Annotated in this window: 14 protein-coding genes and 1 pseudogene; 6 read left to right on the top strand and 9 right to left on the bottom strand. The window is 67.8% G+C overall.

The window, feature by feature from the left end:
• Positions 1–46: 46 nt before the first annotated feature.
• The gene (locus AB0F86_RS17340) at positions 47–1,231 is read right to left on the bottom strand and encodes an acetyl-CoA acetyltransferase (RefSeq protein ID WP_356985433.1); all 1,185 of its coding nucleotides are present in this window, start codon (positions 1,229–1,231) and stop codon (positions 47–49) included.
• A gap of 209 nt (positions 1,232–1,440) precedes the next feature.
• Between AB0F86_RS17340 and AB0F86_RS17335 the strand changes: the two genes are divergently transcribed.
• The 3 genes from AB0F86_RS17335 to AB0F86_RS17325 are packed head-to-tail and all read left to right on the top strand — an operon-like array spanning position 1,441 to position 4,972.
• Positions 1,441–2,271 carry a hypothetical protein gene (locus tag AB0F86_RS17335; RefSeq protein ID WP_356985547.1) on the top strand — a complete coding sequence of 277 codons (831 nt, stop codon included), beginning with the start codon at positions 1,441–1,443 and terminating at the stop codon, positions 2,269–2,271.
• Positions 2,272–2,300: 29 nt separating this feature from the next.
• The gene (locus AB0F86_RS17330) at positions 2,301–4,226 is read left to right on the top strand and encodes a fumarate reductase/succinate dehydrogenase flavoprotein subunit (protein ID WP_356985432.1); all 1,926 of its coding nucleotides are present in this window, start codon (positions 2,301–2,303) and stop codon (positions 4,224–4,226) included.
• 2 nt (positions 4,227–4,228) lie between these two features.
• Entirely contained in the window at positions 4,229–4,972 is a 744-nt protein-coding gene (locus tag AB0F86_RS17325) for a succinate dehydrogenase/fumarate reductase iron-sulfur subunit (protein WP_181698580.1), read from the top strand.
• Between the two features lie 15 nt (positions 4,973–4,987).
• On the opposite strand, the gene AB0F86_RS17320 is transcribed toward AB0F86_RS17325, so the two are convergent.
• The 6 genes from AB0F86_RS17320 to AB0F86_RS17295 form a co-directional block, all read right to left on the bottom strand.
• Positions 4,988–5,125 carry a hypothetical protein gene (locus AB0F86_RS17320; protein WP_243749793.1) on the bottom strand — a complete coding sequence of 46 codons (138 nt, stop codon included), beginning with the start codon at positions 5,123–5,125 and terminating at the stop codon, positions 4,988–4,990.
• 96 nt (positions 5,126–5,221) lie between these two features.
• On the bottom strand, positions 5,222–5,434 hold the full coding sequence (locus tag AB0F86_RS17315) for a DUF397 domain-containing protein (protein WP_067497277.1): 213 nt from the start codon (positions 5,432–5,434) through the stop codon (positions 5,222–5,224).
• Positions 5,431–5,631, bottom strand: a complete 201-nt coding sequence (locus tag AB0F86_RS17310) for a DUF397 domain-containing protein (RefSeq protein WP_067497279.1) — start codon at positions 5,629–5,631, stop codon at positions 5,431–5,433. The genes AB0F86_RS17315 and AB0F86_RS17310 overlap by 4 nt, the downstream gene beginning before the upstream one ends.
• Positions 5,628–6,527: a helix-turn-helix transcriptional regulator gene (locus AB0F86_RS17305; RefSeq protein ID WP_356985431.1), complete on the bottom strand. Its 900-nt coding sequence runs from the start codon at positions 6,525–6,527 to the stop codon at positions 5,628–5,630. The genes AB0F86_RS17310 and AB0F86_RS17305 overlap by 4 nt, the downstream gene beginning before the upstream one ends.
• 79 nt (positions 6,528–6,606) lie before the next feature.
• Positions 6,607–7,542, bottom strand: coding sequence for a DNA-3-methyladenine glycosylase 2 family protein (locus AB0F86_RS17300; protein WP_181698577.1), 936 nt, complete (start codon positions 7,540–7,542; stop codon positions 6,607–6,609).
• A gap of 228 nt (positions 7,543–7,770) precedes the next feature.
• Positions 7,771–10,692: an FAD-binding and (Fe-S)-binding domain-containing protein gene (locus AB0F86_RS17295; RefSeq protein ID WP_356985430.1), complete on the bottom strand. Its 2,922-nt coding sequence runs from the start codon at positions 10,690–10,692 to the stop codon at positions 7,771–7,773.
• Positions 10,693–11,015: 323 nt separating this feature from the next.
• On the opposite strand from AB0F86_RS17295, the gene AB0F86_RS17290 reads away from it, so the two are divergent.
• The gene (locus AB0F86_RS17290; RefSeq protein WP_356985429.1) at positions 11,016–12,899 is read left to right on the top strand and encodes an ABC transporter ATP-binding protein; all 1,884 of its coding nucleotides are present in this window, start codon (positions 11,016–11,018) and stop codon (positions 12,897–12,899) included.
• Between the two features lie 335 nt (positions 12,900–13,234).
• Here the strand turns inward: AB0F86_RS17290 and AB0F86_RS17285 are convergent, their stop codons facing one another.
• A complete protein-coding gene (locus AB0F86_RS17285; protein ID WP_356985428.1) occupies positions 13,235–14,230 on the bottom strand; it encodes an acryloyl-CoA reductase in 996 nt (331 codons plus the stop codon).
• A gap of 115 nt (positions 14,231–14,345) precedes the next feature.
• Complete coding sequence (locus AB0F86_RS17280; protein WP_356985427.1) at positions 14,346–15,419, bottom strand: DNA polymerase IV; 1,074 nt, start codon at positions 15,417–15,419, stop codon at positions 14,346–14,348.
• Positions 15,420–15,496: 77 nt separating this feature from the next.
• Here AB0F86_RS17280 and AB0F86_RS17275 point away from each other — a divergent pair, with 77 nt between their 5' ends.
• Complete coding sequence (locus AB0F86_RS17275) at positions 15,497–16,060, top strand: TetR/AcrR family transcriptional regulator (RefSeq protein ID WP_181698572.1); 564 nt, start codon at positions 15,497–15,499, stop codon at positions 16,058–16,060.
• Between the two features lie 36 nt (positions 16,061–16,096).
• Positions 16,097–16,504 (top strand): annotated as a pseudogene (locus AB0F86_RS17270) (PaaI family thioesterase); the annotation flags it as partial.
• Positions 16,505–16,658 lie beyond the last annotated feature (154 nt).

Below are 16,658 nucleotides of genomic sequence, written 5' to 3'. Positions count from 1 at the left end.
CGGCCTGTGGCTCGCTCGCACGGTGGCGACTGGCCCCGGCCGACCGTCAGGCGCGGTGTCTACCCAATCGCCGAGTGCCGCGGACACCGTGGAAGCGGGCGCCGCGTGGGGTCTCCACCGGCTCGTCGGATTCGGCTGATTCGAACAGCGCGGCGATGCCGTGGTCGTGGCCGAGGGCGATGGCCTCGAGCCCGAATCGCCCACCGGTGCGGCCCAATTCGTGCAGCATGGTGGTCATGATCCGCAGGCCGGTGGCGCCGACCGGGTGACCGAGGGCGATGTCGGAGCCGTTCACATTGAGGCGGTCGAGCGGGTCGAGTTCCCAGGCGGTGGCCAGGGCCAGCACCTCCACCGCGTAGCCCTCGTTGATCTCGAGCAGATCGACATCGTCGAGTGTGTGACCGGTGCGGCCGAGCAGTTTGGCGACAGCCGGTGCGGCGCCGAGCGCGGGACCCGAGGTGTCACAGCCCGCGGCGGCCCAGCCCGCGAGGAAGGCCATCGGGGTCAGGCCGAGCGAGGTGAGCCGGTCCTCGGCGACGACCAGGCAGGCCGACGCACCGAGGCGGTGGCTGCTCATGTTTCCCACCGTCACCACGCCGTCGGGCAGCAGGGGCCGCAGGCCGGCCAGGGTGTGCGTGGACAGGTCGTCGCGCACGCCTTCGTCGCGGCCGATCTGGTGCCCACCGTGTCCCGGGCCGACATCCACCGGAACCACCTCCGCACCGAACGCGCCCTGGCGCCAGGCGCGCGCGGCTTTGCGATGGCTGGCCACGGCGAACTCGTCGGCCGCGGTGCGATCGATCCCGTAGTAGCCCGCCAGCCGCTCGGCATTGTGCAGGCCCTCGACGCCACCGGGTAGTCCGGCCGGGGTGGTCACGCATTCCACTCCCCCGGCCACCACCACGTCGGCGGCGCCGGTCTGCACCATCATGGCGGCGGTGATCACGGCCTGCAGCCCACTGCCGCCGTGCCGGTCGGTGAGAAAGCCGGGCACCGCGAACGGCAGTCCGGCGCCCCGGGCGGCCAGCGCGCCGACGGCGGGCACGTTCGCCAGACCGCCGTCGACGCAGGCCATGGCGACGTCCTCGATGCGCAGCGGGTCGATGCCGGAGCGTTCGATCACCGCCGAAAGGACCGTCGTCGCCAGCCACTCGGCGGGCATTCCCGACAACGCCCCGCCCTCCACCCCGCTCGGGGTGCGGACCGGCGCCACGATCGCGGCTCTTCTCATGGCCATAGGGCACCACACGTTTGTTGCACGGGCATGACGCGCCTTCACAGGCGCAACGCTGTGATGGAGATCACCGCCATGCGAGATAGGTGAGTGCGTGCGACCCGACTCGAGCGGCCGGAACACAGGCGTATGGTGCTCCACATCACAGTCCACAGCGGTGGGGAATGATTGCCGCCGCACACCTGCAGAGCAGCGAGGCATCGACCGTGAGTGCCGCACCGACCACCACCCCCGCCGCGGGGACCGGCGTCTTCAGCCGAACAAGGGCCCGTATCGCCGCGCGCACGTTGCGCACCGACCGCTGGTGGCTGCCGCCGCTGCTCACCACCCTCGGCCTGACCGCCTTCATCGCCTACGCGACGGTCAGATCGTTTGTGCGCACGGCCTATTGGGTGCCGGAGTACCACTACCTGACGCCGTTCTACTCCCCCTGCCTCAGCGATTCGTGCGTGCCGGGTTCGAGCCATTTCGGTACGCCGTTTCCCGAGCTGCCGATGTGGATTCCGCTCGGGTTCGTGGTGCTGCCGTTCCTGCTCGGGTTCCGGCTCACCTGCTACTACTACCGCAAGGCCTACTACCGGTCGATGTGGATGTCGCCGCCTGCGTGCGCGGTGGCCGAACCGCACGCACGCTACAGCGGCGAGACACGTCTGCCGCTCATCATCCAGAACGCGCACCGCTACTTCTTCTATGTGGCGCTGGTCGTTTCACTGATCAACACCTACGACGCGCTGTCGGCGTTCCACGGCAGTGGTGGCGGTTTCGGCTTCGGCCTGGGCAATGTGGTGTTGCTGGTGAACGTCATCCTGCTGTGGGCGTACACGCTGTCGTGCCATTCGTGCAGGCACATCGCGGGCGGCAGGCTCAAGCATTTCTCGGCTCACCCGGTGCGGTACTGGTTCTGGACCCAGGTGTCCAAACTCAACACCCGCCACATGGCGCTGGCCTGGACCACGCTCGGCACCCTCGTCCTCACCGACTTCTACGTGATGTTGGTGGCGAGCCAGACCATTTCGGATCTGCGGTTCGTGAACTGAACCGCGACAACGCGAGGAGCTTCATTTCGATGCCAGAGGTGGAACGGCACGACTACGACGTCGTGGTGATCGGGGCGGGCGGCGCGGGTCTGCGAGCCGTGATCGAGGCACGCGAGCAAGGCTTTTCGGTGGCGGTGGTGTGTAAGTCGCTGTTCGGCAAGGCACACACCGTGATGGCCGAGGGCGGGTGCGCGGCCTCGATGGGCAATGCCAACGAGAAGGACAACTGGCAGACCCACTTCAAGGACACGATGCGCGGCGGCAAGTTCCTCAACAACTGGCGGATGGCCGAACTGCACGCCCGCGAGGCAGCCGACCGGGTGTGGGAGCTGGAAACCTATGGGGCGCTGTTCGATCGAACGCCCGACGGACGCATCTCCCAGCGCAACTTCGGCGGCCACACCTACCCGCGTCTGGCGCATGTGGGTGACCGGACGGGGCTGGAACTGATCCGGACCATGCAGCAGAAGATCGTGTCGCTGCAGCAGGAGGACTACACGGCGACCGGCGATTACGAGGCGCGGATCAAGGTCTTCGCCGAGTGCACGATCACCGAGCTGCTCACCGAGGACGGAAAGATCGCCGGCGCGTTCGGCTACTACCGTGAGTCGGGGCGATTCGTGCTGTTCCGGGCGCCGGCGGTGGTGCTCGCGACCGGCGGTATCGGCAAGTCCTACAAGGTCACCTCGAACTCCTGGGAGTACACCGGCGACGGGCACGCCCTCGCGCTGCGCGCGGGCGCCACACTGATCAATATGGAGTTCCTGCAATTCCATCCGACCGGCATGGTGTGGCCGCCGAGTGTGAAGGGAATCCTCGTCACCGAGGGGGTGCGCGGCGACGGTGGCGTGCTGAAGAACTCCGAGGGCAAGCGGTTCATGTTCGACTACATCCCGCCGGTGTTCAAGGGCCAGTACGCCGAGACCGAGGACGAGGCCGATCAGTGGTTGCGCGACAACGACTCCGCGCGCCGCACCCCCGACCTGCTCCCCCGCGACGAAGTGGCACGCGCGATCAACGAGGAGGTGAAGGCGGGTCGCGGCACCGAACACGGCGGGGTGTACCTGGATATCGCGTCCCGGATGCCCGCCGAGGAGATCGTGCGGCGGTTGCCGTCGATGCATCACCAGTTCAAGGAGCTGGCCGATGTGGACATCACCGCCGAACCGATGGAGGTGGGGCCCACCTGCCACTACGTGATGGGTGGCATCGAGGTCGATCCCGACACCGGCGCGGCCGTGGTGCCCGGATTGTTCGCTGCCGGTGAGTGTTCCGGCGGCATGCACGGTTCCAATCGGCTGGGCGGGAATTCCCTGTCGGATCTGCTGGTGTTCGGCAGAAGGGCCGGCCTCGGCGCCGCGGCCTACGTCGGCGGGCTGACCGAGCGCCCCGCACCGAGCGACGCCGATATCGAGTCCGCGTCGAAAACCGCTCTCGCACCGTTCGATCCGCCGACGGACGGCGCAGGCGAAAACCCCTATACCCTGCACGCCGAGCTGCAGGAGACGATGAACGACCTCGTCGGCATCATCCGCAAGGAACACGAGGTGCGCGAGGCCATCGACAAACTGGCCGACCTGCGGGCCCGGTACGCGCGGGTCACCGTGGTCGGCGACCGGCACTTCAATCCCGGCTGGCACCTGGCGCTCGACCTGGCCAACATGCTGCTGGTGAGCGAATGCGTTGCCCAGGCGGCGCTGTTGCGTACCGAGAGCCGAGGTGGACACACCCGGGACGACCACCCGGGCATGGATCCGACCTGGCGCAATTCGCTGCTGGTCTGCGCGCTGGATCCGGCGCGCTCGGGCGGACTGGTGCCCGGCGTCACCGTCACCCGCAAGGAACAGACTCCCATGCGCGAGGACCTGCTGGCCCTGTTCGAATTCTCCGAGCTCGAAAAGTACTACACCGAGCAAGAATTGGCGGCCCACCCGGCGGCCGAAGGAAAGGCGTGACCATGGGATACGACGCTCGTTTCCGGGTCTGGCGCGGTGACATCGACGGCGGCGACCTGCAGGACTACACAGTCGCGGTGAACGAGGGCGAGGTGGTGCTCGACATCATCCACCGCCTGCAGGCCACCCAGACCCCCGATCTGGCGGTGCGCTGGAATTGCAAGGCGGGCAAGTGCGGTTCGTGTTCGGCGGAGGTGAACGGGCGGCCACGGCTGCTGTGCATGACCCGCATGTCGACGTTCGCTCCCGACGAGGTCATCACGGTCACCCCGATGCGCACCTTCCCGGTGGTCAAGGATCTCGTCACCGACGTGTCGTTCAACTACGAGAAGGCCAGGGAGATACCGTCTTTCGCGCCGCCGGACCTCGCGCCGGGCGAGTACCGGATGAAGCAGGTCGACGTGGAACGCTCGCAGGAGTTCCGCAAGTGCATCGAGTGTTTCCTGTGCCAGAACACCTGTCACGTGGTGCGCGACCACGAGGAGAACAAGCAGGAATTCGCCGGGCCGCGCTACCTGATGCGCATCGCGGAACTGGAGATGCATCCGCTCGACACCGCCGACCGGCGTGAACTCGCCCAGGAGGACGCGGGTCTCGGCTATTGCAATATCACCAAATGCTGCACCGAGGTGTGCCCGGAACACATCAAGATCACCGACAATGCGTTGATTCCGCTCAAGGAACGGGTGGTCGACCGTAAATACGATCCGATTGTCTGGCTCGGCAATAAATTGTTCCGGCGGTGAGGCCGTGGCTGTCCGTTACAAGACAGCCACGGTCCCTACCGCTACCGATCCGACCAGTAATCCGATGAACAGCGCCGCGAGCAACGATCCGGTGAGTGTGTAGATTCCGATCGCCGATACCGCGAAAAGCAGGATCACGATCAGGCGTTCCACCCCGTCCTCAGGCGCCAGCCTCCGGTACCGGGGTGCAGTTTTCTTCAACCCTCGGTCCATGAAGAAGGATTACCCACCGGGGGCATTCGGCAAACGTTACGGGCGGTCGAACTCACCGTCGTGCACGCCCGCCGTGAACGCCGCCCATTCGCTCGGGGTGAAGATGAGCACCGGGCCGTCGGGGTTCTTGCCGTCACGCAGGGCTACGTTGCCCTCGTCGAGCATTGCCACCTCGACGCTCGCGTCGTCACCGTCGCCGGCGCGCTGCCAGGTGGCCCCGGTGAGATCGATATCGCGCTTGGTGTTCACGCCAGTACCCCGGTGTCGATGCTGCGGGTGAAGGCGTCCCAGCTCGGTCCGTCGAAGACCAGCGCGGGCCCGGCCGGATTCTTGCTGTCACGCACGCCGACGTGACCGCCGAACAGAAAGGCAACTTCCACGCAATCTTTGTTCGCGCTGCTGCGGGTGCTCTTGAACCAGTGTGCGTCGACGAGATCGAAACTCATGCCACATACTCCTTCGCGACCCGCCGGAGCAGGTCTCTACTCGGTTGACAATCCAGCGCATGGCGCCGGAGGCACTCGTGAGCCCGGTCGTACCGTGTGACATCCGTGCGTCGTTCCAGGTAGAGGTCGCCGGTAAAGCCTTCGGCGTACACCACCGGTGGTTCGACCGGTTTACCGCTGCCATCGGTGCCGAACTCGAGAACCGTGAAAGGTCCGGTGGAGACTCCGAGTGGAACACCGGCGGCAAACGGCAGAATACGCAGTGCGACATTGCCCCGGGTACCGAAATCGGCAAGATGGCGCAACTGCGCAGCCATCACTTTGGCATTACCGACGACGCGATGCAAGACCGACTCGTGCACAACGACATCGAGTTCGGCCGGTTCGTGTTCGCGCCCGATCAGGGTCTGGCGTTGCATGCGCAGCGATACGCGCCGTTCGAGTTCGGCGGGTGAATCTTTCGGGCAGGCAAGCTGATTCAGTGTGCGCACATAGTCCGCGGTCTGCAGCAGACCGGGGACGAGCTCGGATTGATAAGTGCGCAGGGTGCGGGCGGAGGCCTCCAATCCGATGTAGATGTCGAAGTTCTCGGGAATGAGATCGCCGTACGCGTGCCACCAACTCTTGACGGCGGCCTGCTGAGCCAGGCCGGCCAGCCCGTCGGTCACCTCGCGCGGGACGCCGTAGATGCGGCAGAGTTCGTTGATATCGATGGTGCGGATGCGGTCGGCGTGGCCCTTTTCCAGGCGTTGCAGGGTGCTCGCGCCCCATTCCATGCGTTTGGCCGCCTCGGCGATGGTCAGGCCCGCCTTGGTCCGCCATTCACGCAGATGGCGGCCGAGTTGACGGCGCGGCAGCGTAGACGCCGCCGGAGTTCGGTTAGATGCAGTGGCCACAGCCGTGCTCCTTCGATTCGCGCTGTGGGGAATCCTGCACTCTCCCTTGGGTTCCGTGCAGTGAATTGGGACCGATCGATCAGCGGTCGCGGTGATCGGTGATCGGGGTGCGTGGGCCGAATTTCGGTTTGTGGGCCTGGCCGCTGAGCATGAGCAGACGCACGGCCCGATACCGGTGTGGGCGAAGAGGTTCCAGGTAGGCGACCATGGCGTCGTCGTCGATGGGGCGCCCGAGCAGGCTCCAGCCGACCGTGGCGGCCAGGTGGTAGTCGCCGACGGAGAGGGCGTCGGCGTCACCGAACGCGCGCTGTGCGGTCTCGGCGACGGTCCACACGCCGATGCCCGGGATGCTGCGCAGCCGGGTCGCCGCTTCCCGCGGGTCGAGGCGGGCGGTGCGTTCGATGGCGTCGGCCACGCGGGCGGCGCGCACGATCGTCTGCGCGCGCTGTGGGCCCACATTGGCGCGATGGAATTTCCACGACGGGATCCGCCGCCAGGTGTCGGCGTCCGGCGCGATCATCAGGTCACCCGGCCCGGGGGCCTTGGTGCCGAACTCGCGCACCAGCGTGCGGTACGCCGCGAACGAGGACTTGGTGTGCACCTTCTGTTCGAGAATCGCCGGGATCAGCGATTCGAGCACCAGGCCGGTGCGCAGCATCCGCAGGCCGGGGACGCGGCGGTGCGCCTCGACCAGCTTGGGATGCTCGGGGGCGAAATCCTCGACGTTCTCCTCGAGGCACAGCATGCGGTCCAGGCCGCTGAGGAACTCCTCGGCACCGGGGCCCCAAGCGCGCGCGTGCACGCCGTCACGACCGTCCTGGGTGAGCCGGTAGGTGACCGGGCCGCTCGGTAGGCGCGAGGCATGCCAGTGCGAGCCGTCCGGGTCGGTGCGATGGCAGGGATCGCCCATTCCCCGGCGCAGGGGCGCCACCGTGAGCCCCACGTCGAAGGGCCTGCTCGACCGGACCGTCCGCGACAGCCCGGCCAGGTCCGGGTTCAGGGTCTGGTCACGCACCGACCCATTGTGCGCCCTTCTCCCCCGGCGACGCCATTTCGTAATACCGACCGCATTCGCGACGATGAAACCCTCGTCGGCAAACAGTCGGCATCCCCTCGTCACAGGAGGCAACGGATGATCACGGACGCGCTCAACTGGCTGCTCGCCGCATGGGGCAATATCTTCGCAGGCAGCTCCGGGTATCAGATCCCGCCGGGCACCCTGCCCTTCGGCAGCTGAGCCTGCTCACCGTTCCAGCAGGTACCTGGCCAGATGCAGGCCGGGTCTGCGGGCCAGCTGGGCGGCCTGGGTGCGGCAGGAGAAGCCGTCGGCCAGGAAGATCGCGTCCGGTGCCAGCGTTTCCAGCGCCGGAAGCAGAGCATTGTTCGCGACCGCTACGGAGAGATCGTAGTGGCCGTGCTGCATGCCGAAGTTTCCGGCGAGCCCGCAGCAACCGGCCAGTTCCCGGACCGTCACGCCCATCGCCGCGAGGATGGTCCGTTCGGCGGTGAAGCCACCGACGGCATGCTGGTGACAGTGCGGCTGGACGACGACCGTGTCGGCCCGGGCGGGCGGGCGCCAGTCGGGGTGCTCGAGGAGGAATTCGGCGAGCGTGCGGACCGACGCGGCCACCCGGGCGGCGCGTGGGTCGTCGGGGAGGAGCTCGGGGAGGTCGGCGCGCAGGGTGGCGGTGCAGGAGGGTTCCAGCCCGACCACCTTGCCGCCCTCGGCCACGTGCGCGGCGAGCGCGTCGACGGTGGCGCGCAGGCGGGCGCGGGCGCCGTCGAGCTGGCCGGTGCTGATCCAGGTGAGACCGCAGCAGACCCGGGTGGCGGGGACGACGACCCGGTAGCCGAGCCGTTCGAGGAGTTCGGTTGCGGCGAGGGCGTTTTCGGGGTCGAAGGTGTCGGTGAAGGTGTCGATCCAGAGCATGACGGTGCCGCGCTCACCCGGCTGAGTGCCGGGCTCCCGGCCGATCGCGAGCTGCGCGAAGGGGGAGAACGCGCGCGACAGTGGATCGGTGCGCTGGTTTCCGCCCAGCGTCGACCATATTCGGCGGAACGACTTCGGTGCCAGCGTCGGCATCTCGCGGCGAGTGTCTATGCGAGACAGGCGCATTCCGATTCGGCGCAGGACGGTCGCGGCGGCGAGGGTGTTGACCAGGCGTGGGGCACGTTGAGCCAGGGCGAGCCAGCGCGGGAGTTGGCCGAGCACATAGTGATCCACAGGGCGAAGGCGGCGGCGGTAGCGGCGGTAGAGGGTCTCGGACTTGTAGGTGGCCATGTCGACGCCTGCCGGGCAGTCCGAGGAGCAGGCTTTGCACGATAGGCACAGGTCGAGGGATTCCTCGACTTCCTTTGCGCGCCAGTCCAGTTCCCCACGGACCACTTCCTGGAGGACCCGCGCGCGGCCACGTGTGGTGTCCTTCTCGTCGCCGGTCGCCAAGTACGACGGGCACATGAAGCCGCCCGATGCGCCGGTGTCGGCTCGGCACTTGCCGATTCCTACACACCTGTGCACAGCTGTGGATAAATCACCCTTGTCGCTGTGGAGAGCGAAGCCATGGGCGCGGACCGGGCTCAGACCGGCTACGCGCAGGTCGGTGTCGACAGGGCGCGGGGCGACCAGCACGCCCGGGTTCAGGATGTCGTCCGGGTCGAACAGGGATTTGAAGCTGGCGAAGGCCGTGCGTACGGCCGGTGAGTACATGACCTCGAGCAGTTCGGATCTGGCGCGTCCGTCACCGTGTTCGCCGGACAGTGAACCACCGTGGCGCACAACCAGATGCGCCGCGTCGAAGAGGAAGGAGCGGAAGCGCTGTGGGGCGTCGGTGATGGGGAAGTCGAGGCGGACGTGGATGCAGCCGTCGCCGAGGTGGCCGTAGAGGAGACCTGTCACACCGTATTTGTCGGTGAGCGAAGCGAATTCGCGCAGATAGGTGCCGAGGTTCTCCGGCGGGACAGCGGCGTCCTCCCAACCAGGCCAGGCCGGCTTGCCGTCGGGGGAGCGGCCGGCGAGGCCCGCACCGTCGGCCCGGATGCGCCAGAGTGCTTTCGTCTCAGCAGCATCCGTGACGATGCGGTGGTCGTCGGCGTGGGCTTCCCTGACGAGTTGCCGGGCTACCGCCAGGGCTTCGGCGGGTGTGGCGCCGGCGGTTTCGACGAACAGCCAGCCGCGGCCGCGTGGGAGGTCGGGGACCGTGCCGCGGTGGGTGCGCACGACGTCGACCAGACCGGCATCGATTCCCTCCACCGCGATCGGTGCGCACTGCATGACGGCCGCGATATCGTCTGCGGCCGAGGCGATATCGGGGTAGCCGAGCACGGTGAGGACTGTCGCGCCCGGCAGGGGGGCCAGCTCGACTTCGGCCTCGAGCAGCAAGCCGCACGTTCCTTCCGAGCCGACGAAGGCCTTCGCTATCGACGAACCTCGTTCCGGTAAGAGGTGTTCCAGGCTGTATCCCGACGCCTGCCTGTCGAACCGGCCGAGTTCTGTCCGCAGCACCGCGAGGTTGTCGCGGGTGAATTCGGCCAGGCCCGGTATTGCGGAAAGCCCGGATGTTCGGAGGCCGCTGTCCAGCAATCGGCCGTCGGCGTGCGACCGCGCAAGCGTGGAAGGGCCGGTGCCGAAGCGCCGCTCGGTGGCCGTTCCGTCGAGAATGCGCAGTTCACGCACCGTGTCGGAGGTTCGGCCCCAGGCCAGGGCGTGGGGGCCGCAGGCGTTGTTGCCGATCATGCCGCCGAGGGTGCAGCGGTCCTGGGTGGAGGGATCGGGACCGAAACGCAGGCCGTGCGGGCGCAGGTGGGCTTGGAGGTCGGAGAGTACGAGACCCGGTTGGACCCGTGCGGTTGCGGACTCCACGTCGACCGCACGCACGGCATTCATATGGCGGCTGAAGTCGACGACGATCCCGGGGCCGATCGCGTTTCCGGCGACGGAAGTGCCCGCCCCGCGCGGGGTCACGGACAGGCCGTTATCGCGCGCGAATTCGAGCGTCGCCGCCACATCGTCGTCGCCGCGCGGGAACACGACCATGGTGGGCCGGACGCGATAGTTGGAGGCGTCGGAGGAGTACTCGGCCAGTCTGCGCGAGGACACATCGACCACACAGCCGACCCGCGCTCGCAAAGCATCGGCCGCCCGCTCCGCATCCACGCGATTCGTCACTCGTCCAGCCTATTCCCGGTAGTTGCCTCGGCCCGGGCGCCCACCCGGACGCACGCCGGGCCATTCGGCACTACTCGGGTCGACCACCTCCGGCCGTGCCGCCGCAGCCGACCGGGGAGGCCAGCCTCAGCAAGGACCGGCCGGTCAGCCTGCAGAAGGGGCAGCGGGTCACCCCCGCAGGCCCCTGCACTCGGCACCATGCAGTTACTGCCACCTCCGGTCCAGGTGTGTGGTGCCGAATTTCGGCTTGCTCTCAACCTAACTTGAGGTTCTACTGTCGGTGGGCAGGAGTTGACTGGGCGGGGAGCCGAGGGAGAGCACACATGAGTATCGAGTCCGTGGCCTACAGCCAGATGTATCGGCGGATGAACGCGCCGGAGGAGGAGCGGCCGTTCAGCATGGCCACCGCGCGCCGGATCCTGCTGTTCGCGCAGGCACATCGGCGCCGGATTTCGGCGTTCCTGCTGCTCAGCGTGGTCGCTGCCGTGCTCGGTGTCGCGACGCCGGTGCTGGCGGGCAAGGTGGTCAACGACATCGTGAATGGGTCGGCGCCGCGCACGGTGGTGATTCTGGCGCTCGCCATCGCGGGGTTGGCGATCGTCGACGCGGGGCTCGGGCTGGTGATCCGATGGTTGTCGGCGCGGATCGGCGAGGGGCTGATCCTCGATCTGCGGACCGCCGTGTTCGACCACGTGCAGAAGATGCCGGTGGCGTTCTTCACCCGGACCAGGACCGGTGCGCTGGTGAGCCGGCTGAACTCCGATGTGATCGGGGCGCAGCGCGCGTTCAGCGACACCCTGTCCGGCGTGATCACCAATCTGGTGACGCTGCTGCTCACCCTCGCGGTGATGCTCAGCATCTCCTGGCAGATCACGCTGCTGGCGCTCGTGCTGCTCCCGGTGTTCGTCATTCCGGCCAGGCGCGCGGGTAATCGGCTCGCGGAGATGCAGCGCGAAGCCGCCCAGCTCAACGCGGCCATGAGCACCCAGATGACCGAGCGGTTCTCCGCGCCCGGCGCCACCCTGGTGAAGCTGTTCGGCAGGCCGCAGCAGGAGTCGGCGGAATTCGCGGTCCGGGCCACCCGGGTGCGCGATATCGGGGTGCGTACGGCGATGCTGCAGACCACGTTCGTCACCTCGCTCACGCTGGTATCGGCGCTGGCGCTGGCCCTGGTCTACGGCCTCGGCGGTTGGTACGCGCTGGCGGGCAGCCTCGACGCGGGGTCGGTCGTCGCGCTGTCGCTGCTGCTGACCAGGCTCTACACCCCGCTCACCGCGCTGGCGAGTGCCCGGCTCGAGATCATGTCGGCGCTGGTGAGCTTCGAGCGGGTGTTCGAGGTGCTGGACCTGAAGCCGCTGATCGAGGACGCGCCCGGCGCCGTCGCGGTGCCCGACGGCCCCGTCTCGGTGGAGCTGGACGGCGTGCACTTCGGGTACCCGTCGGCCGACAAGGTGTCGCTCGCCTCGCTCGAGGACGTCGCGACGCTCGACACGCGCGGCGGGGTGGAGGTGCTCCACGATGTGTCGCTGCGCGCTGAACCCGGCCAGCTGATCGCGCTCGTCGGCTCCTCCGGTGCGGGAAAATCGACCATCGCCCAACTGGTTTCGCGCCTCTACGATGTCGATTCCGGCGCGGTCCGGCTCAACGGCACCGACGTGCGTGAGCTCACCACCGAATCGATCCAGCGCGCCGTCGGCCTGGTCACCCAGGACGGGCACCTGTTCCACGACACCATCCGCGCCAACCTGCTGCTCGCGCGCCCCGAAGCCACCGAAGACGAACTCTGGGACGCGCTGCAACGCGCCCGCCTCGGCGACCTGGTCGACTCGCTCACCGACGGTCTCGACACCGTCGTCGGCGAACGCGGCTACCGCCTCTCCGGCGGTGAACGCCAACGCCTCACCATCGCCCGCCTGCTGCTCAAGCAGCCGCGCGTGGTGATCCTCGACGAGGCAACCGCCTCCCTGGACTCCACCTCCGAAGCCGCCGTCCAGGAAGCCCTCACCGAGGCCCTCACCGGCCGCACCGCCCTGGTGATCGCCCACCGCCTCTCGACCATCCGCGCCGCGGACCAGATTCTCGTCCTGGAAGACGGCCGCATCATCGAACGCGGCACCCACGCCGACCTCCTCAACGCCGACGGCCGCTACGCCGAGCTGTACCGCACCCAGTTCGCCGACGACCCGATGACCCCCGCCATCGCCTGACCCAGGCACCGCCCGGCCAGAAACCACCCGAGTCCGCCACCTACCGCACACCCAGCCACACGGCACCACTTAAGTCCGCCATGACCGCACTCCCAGCCCCGCACGACCCGACCTCGAGGAGGGTCCGCCGCGAAGCGGCGTAGCGGCCGGGCCGCGAGTTAGCCGCCGTTGCGCATGCGCGAAGCGCGAGCAACGGTGGCTAACTCGCGGTCCCTAGGGGCCGCGCTCGAGCGCGCCAGCGCTCCAATAAACACAGCCCAATACCTCCGTGGTGCACAAAACACCGAGGTTGTGCCGTACCGACCGCCGACCGCCGACCGCCGACCGCGAATATCTCAGAACTCGTTCGCTACCCCGATGACCGTGCGACCGGAGTGGCTGCCGTCCTTGATCGACTGCAGAACAGCGTCGACATCGGTAATCGACGCGAACGACTCGATCGCCGAAAGATGCTGCGGGCGCAACTCTTTACCGAGCGCAGCCCAAAGAGCACGGCGCTTCTCGATAGGCAGGAACACCGAGTCGATCCCCAACAGACTCACCCCGCGCAGGATGAACGGCAGCACGGTGGCGGGAAGTTCGGTGCCACCGGTGAGACCGCTGGCGGCGACCGCTCCGCCGTAGCCGATGGAGCTCAGGACGAACGCGAGGGACTTGCCGCCGACGCTGTCGACAGCACCTGCCCAGTTCGCCTTGTTCAGCGGGCGCGGCTTGGCCTCAGGATCGAGCGGCAGCCGACCGATCACCTCGTTGGCGCCGAGTTCGGCAAGCAGATCGCCCGCGTCGGTCTTGCCGGTCGAGGCGATCACCTCGAAGCCCAGGCCGGACAGGATGTCGATGGCGACGGTGCCGACACCACCGGTGGCGCCGGTGACGAGCACCGCGCCGTCGTCGGGGGTGAGGCCGTGGTCGAGCAGGGCCTGCACGCTCATCGCGGCGGTGAAGCCCGCGGTGCCGATGGTCGCGGCGTCGCGGGTGTCGAGGCCGTCGAGTTTCACCACCCATTCGGCGGGCACCCTGGTGTATTCGGCGAAGCCGCCGTTGCGGGAGACACCCAGGTCGTAGCCGTGCGCGATCACCTGGTCACCGACGGCGAAGTCCTCGGACTCCGAGGCGGTCACCTCGCCGGTGAGGTCGATGCCGGGGACGATCGGGTAGTTGCGGACGACCCCACCGCGCGGCGTGATCGCCAGCAGGTCTTTGTAGTTCGCACTCGAGTAGTGGATCTTGATCGTCACATCGCCGGTGCCGAGGAAATCGTCCCCTACCTCCTCCCGACCGAGCACGATCCCACCATCCGACTCACGGGCCACCATCGCGGAGAAGTTCATGAGCCGAGCATACGAGTCATCCACCCGTCCAGCGACGAATCAAATCCTGGACATTCGATCACCACGCTCCGGTGGCGCGAGCCTCCCGCCCGATGCCGCCACCAGAGCGTGGTGATCACTCGTCCAGGGGCAGGAGTTCGAGGCGGACGCCGAGGAGGCGGACGGGGCGATCGAGGTCGAAGCGGTCGATGACGGCAAGGGCCGTGTCGACGATGGTGGCGATGTCGGTGGTCGGCTGGGGGAGTTTGCGCTGCTTGCTGCGGGTGTAGAAGGTTTTGGTTCGCACGGTGACCGAGACGCGGGTGCTCACGCGGTGATGGGCGAGCATCTCCTCGGCGACCTCGGTGGCGATGCGGGCGACTTCGCGGCGGATCTCCTCGGGGTCGGTGAGGTCGTGTGGAAAGGTCTCGGACTTGCTGCGGCCCACCGGGATTCGCGGAGTGGTGGTCAGTTCGGTGTCGCCTTTGCCGTGACCGAGAACCCACAGGTACGGGCCGGTGTTGGGGCCGAATTCGGCGGCGAGGCGCTGCCGGTCGGCGGCCATGAGATCGGCGACGGTGGCGATATCGAGTTCGGCCAGACGTTTGGCGATGCGTGCCCCGACACCCCAGAGCGCATCGGTGGGGCGGTGGCCCATGAGTTCGGTCCAGTTCGCCGCGGTGAGCTGGAAAATGCCCCCTGCGGCACCTGCGTCGTGTTCGGGTTCGGCAGACGTTTTGCCGGTGGACTTGGCGAAGCCGGTGGCCAATTTGGCGGTGAGCTTGTTGTCCCCGATGCCGACGGAGCAGGTGAGGTCGAGTTCGGTGACCGCACTACGGATTTCGGCGGCGAGCTGCCAGGCATCACCGTCGGTGGCGACGAAGGCCTCGTCCATGCCCCACACCTCCACCGCACCGGCCACCCGGGCGAGCGTGGCCATGATCTCCTCGGAGGCGGCCTCGTAGGTCGCCATGTCCAACGGCAGGAACACGCCGTCGGGACACTTGCGCTGCGCGGCTTTCAGCGGCATCCCCGCGCGCACGCCGAAGGCCCTGGCCGGATAGGAAGCGCAGGTCACGACCTTGCGGGGTTGGGATGGGTCGCCCTCACCGCCCACGATGACGGGCTGTCCGCGCAGCTCGGGGCGACGCCGGAATTCCACCGCCGCCTGGAACTGGTCGAGATCGACATGCAGGAGCCACTGGGGCACTGTTCCGTTCTATCGCATCACCGCCGCGACGGCGCCCACCTCTTGCGCACGGCGCAAAACAGAACTAAATTCTGGTTATGAAGATCCGAGATCGGTTGCTGCTCGCCGCGGAGCGGCAGTTCGCCGAACACGGTGTCCTCGATGCCACGCTCAACGACATCCGCGCCGCCGCCGAAGCCAGCGTCGGCGCGCTCTACCACCACTTCCCCGACAAAGCCGACCTGTACCGGCAGGTCTGGGTCAACGCGCTCACCGACTATCAACAGCACTTCTACGACGCCGTCGCCGACTGTGCCGACGCCGAGACCGGCGTCGTCGCGGGCGTGCACGCGCATCTGCGCTGGGTGCAGGAAAACCAGTACCGCGCAACCGTTCTCACCGCCGCACGACCGCCGGGTGTGCGCGAGAGCGAGCGCAATCTGGAGTTCTTCGCCTCGGTCCGCCGCTGGTGGCGGACCCATGTCGCGTACGGCACGGTGCGCGACCTCGAACTCGACCTCGTCTACGCCCTGTGGCTCGGGGCGGCACAGGAATACAGCCGCCAATGGCTTGGTGGCAATATCCGTACCGCGCCAACCGATGTCGCTCCCGAACTCGCCGCAGCCGCTTGGGCGACCCTGCGGGTCGAGGGCGCCGAATAGTCACCGAGCACCGCCACTCGAAGAACGGAACACCCGATGCCGACCGAAGCCACCTCCCTCGACCTCGACCTGGCCCGGCAGGTACTCGCCGCGCAACCCTTCGCTCGTCTCGTCGGTACCGAACTGACCGAATTCGGCGACGGCGCAGCCACATTGGTGATCGAGATCCAGCCCGAGCACGGCCAGCAGTTCGGCTTCGTGCACGGCGGTGTGCTCGCCTACGCAGCCGACAACGCACTCACCTTCGCCGCCGGAACCGTACTCGGCCCCAACGTCCTCACCGGCGGCTTCACCATCACCTACCTGCGCCCGGCCAAGGGGGAGCGGCTGCGCGTGCACGCCACCGTGCTCGGCGCCACCCGCCGCCAGGCCGTCACCCACTGCGACGTCTACGCCGAGACCGAGGGCGAGGAACCGATCCACTGCGCCGTGGCCCAGGGCACGACCCGCCGCGTCGAGAAGGACCTGACCCCCACGGCCGAAACGGACGAGGACACCGAATTCGAGGACGACGAGGACGAATACGAGACCGACCAGCTCACCGTCGTCACCGCGGACATGGCCGAACTACCGCCGACCGTCAGCCGGTAGCCCGGCG

It is taken from the genome of Nocardia sp. NPDC023733 (genome assembly GCF_040639775.1).
GTDB classification, from domain to species: domain Bacteria; phylum Actinomycetota; class Actinomycetes; order Mycobacteriales; family Mycobacteriaceae; genus Nocardia; species Nocardia rosealba.
The sequence above is the reverse complement of the archived record's forward strand: the minus strand, read 5'-3'. Positions and strand labels throughout refer to the sequence as shown.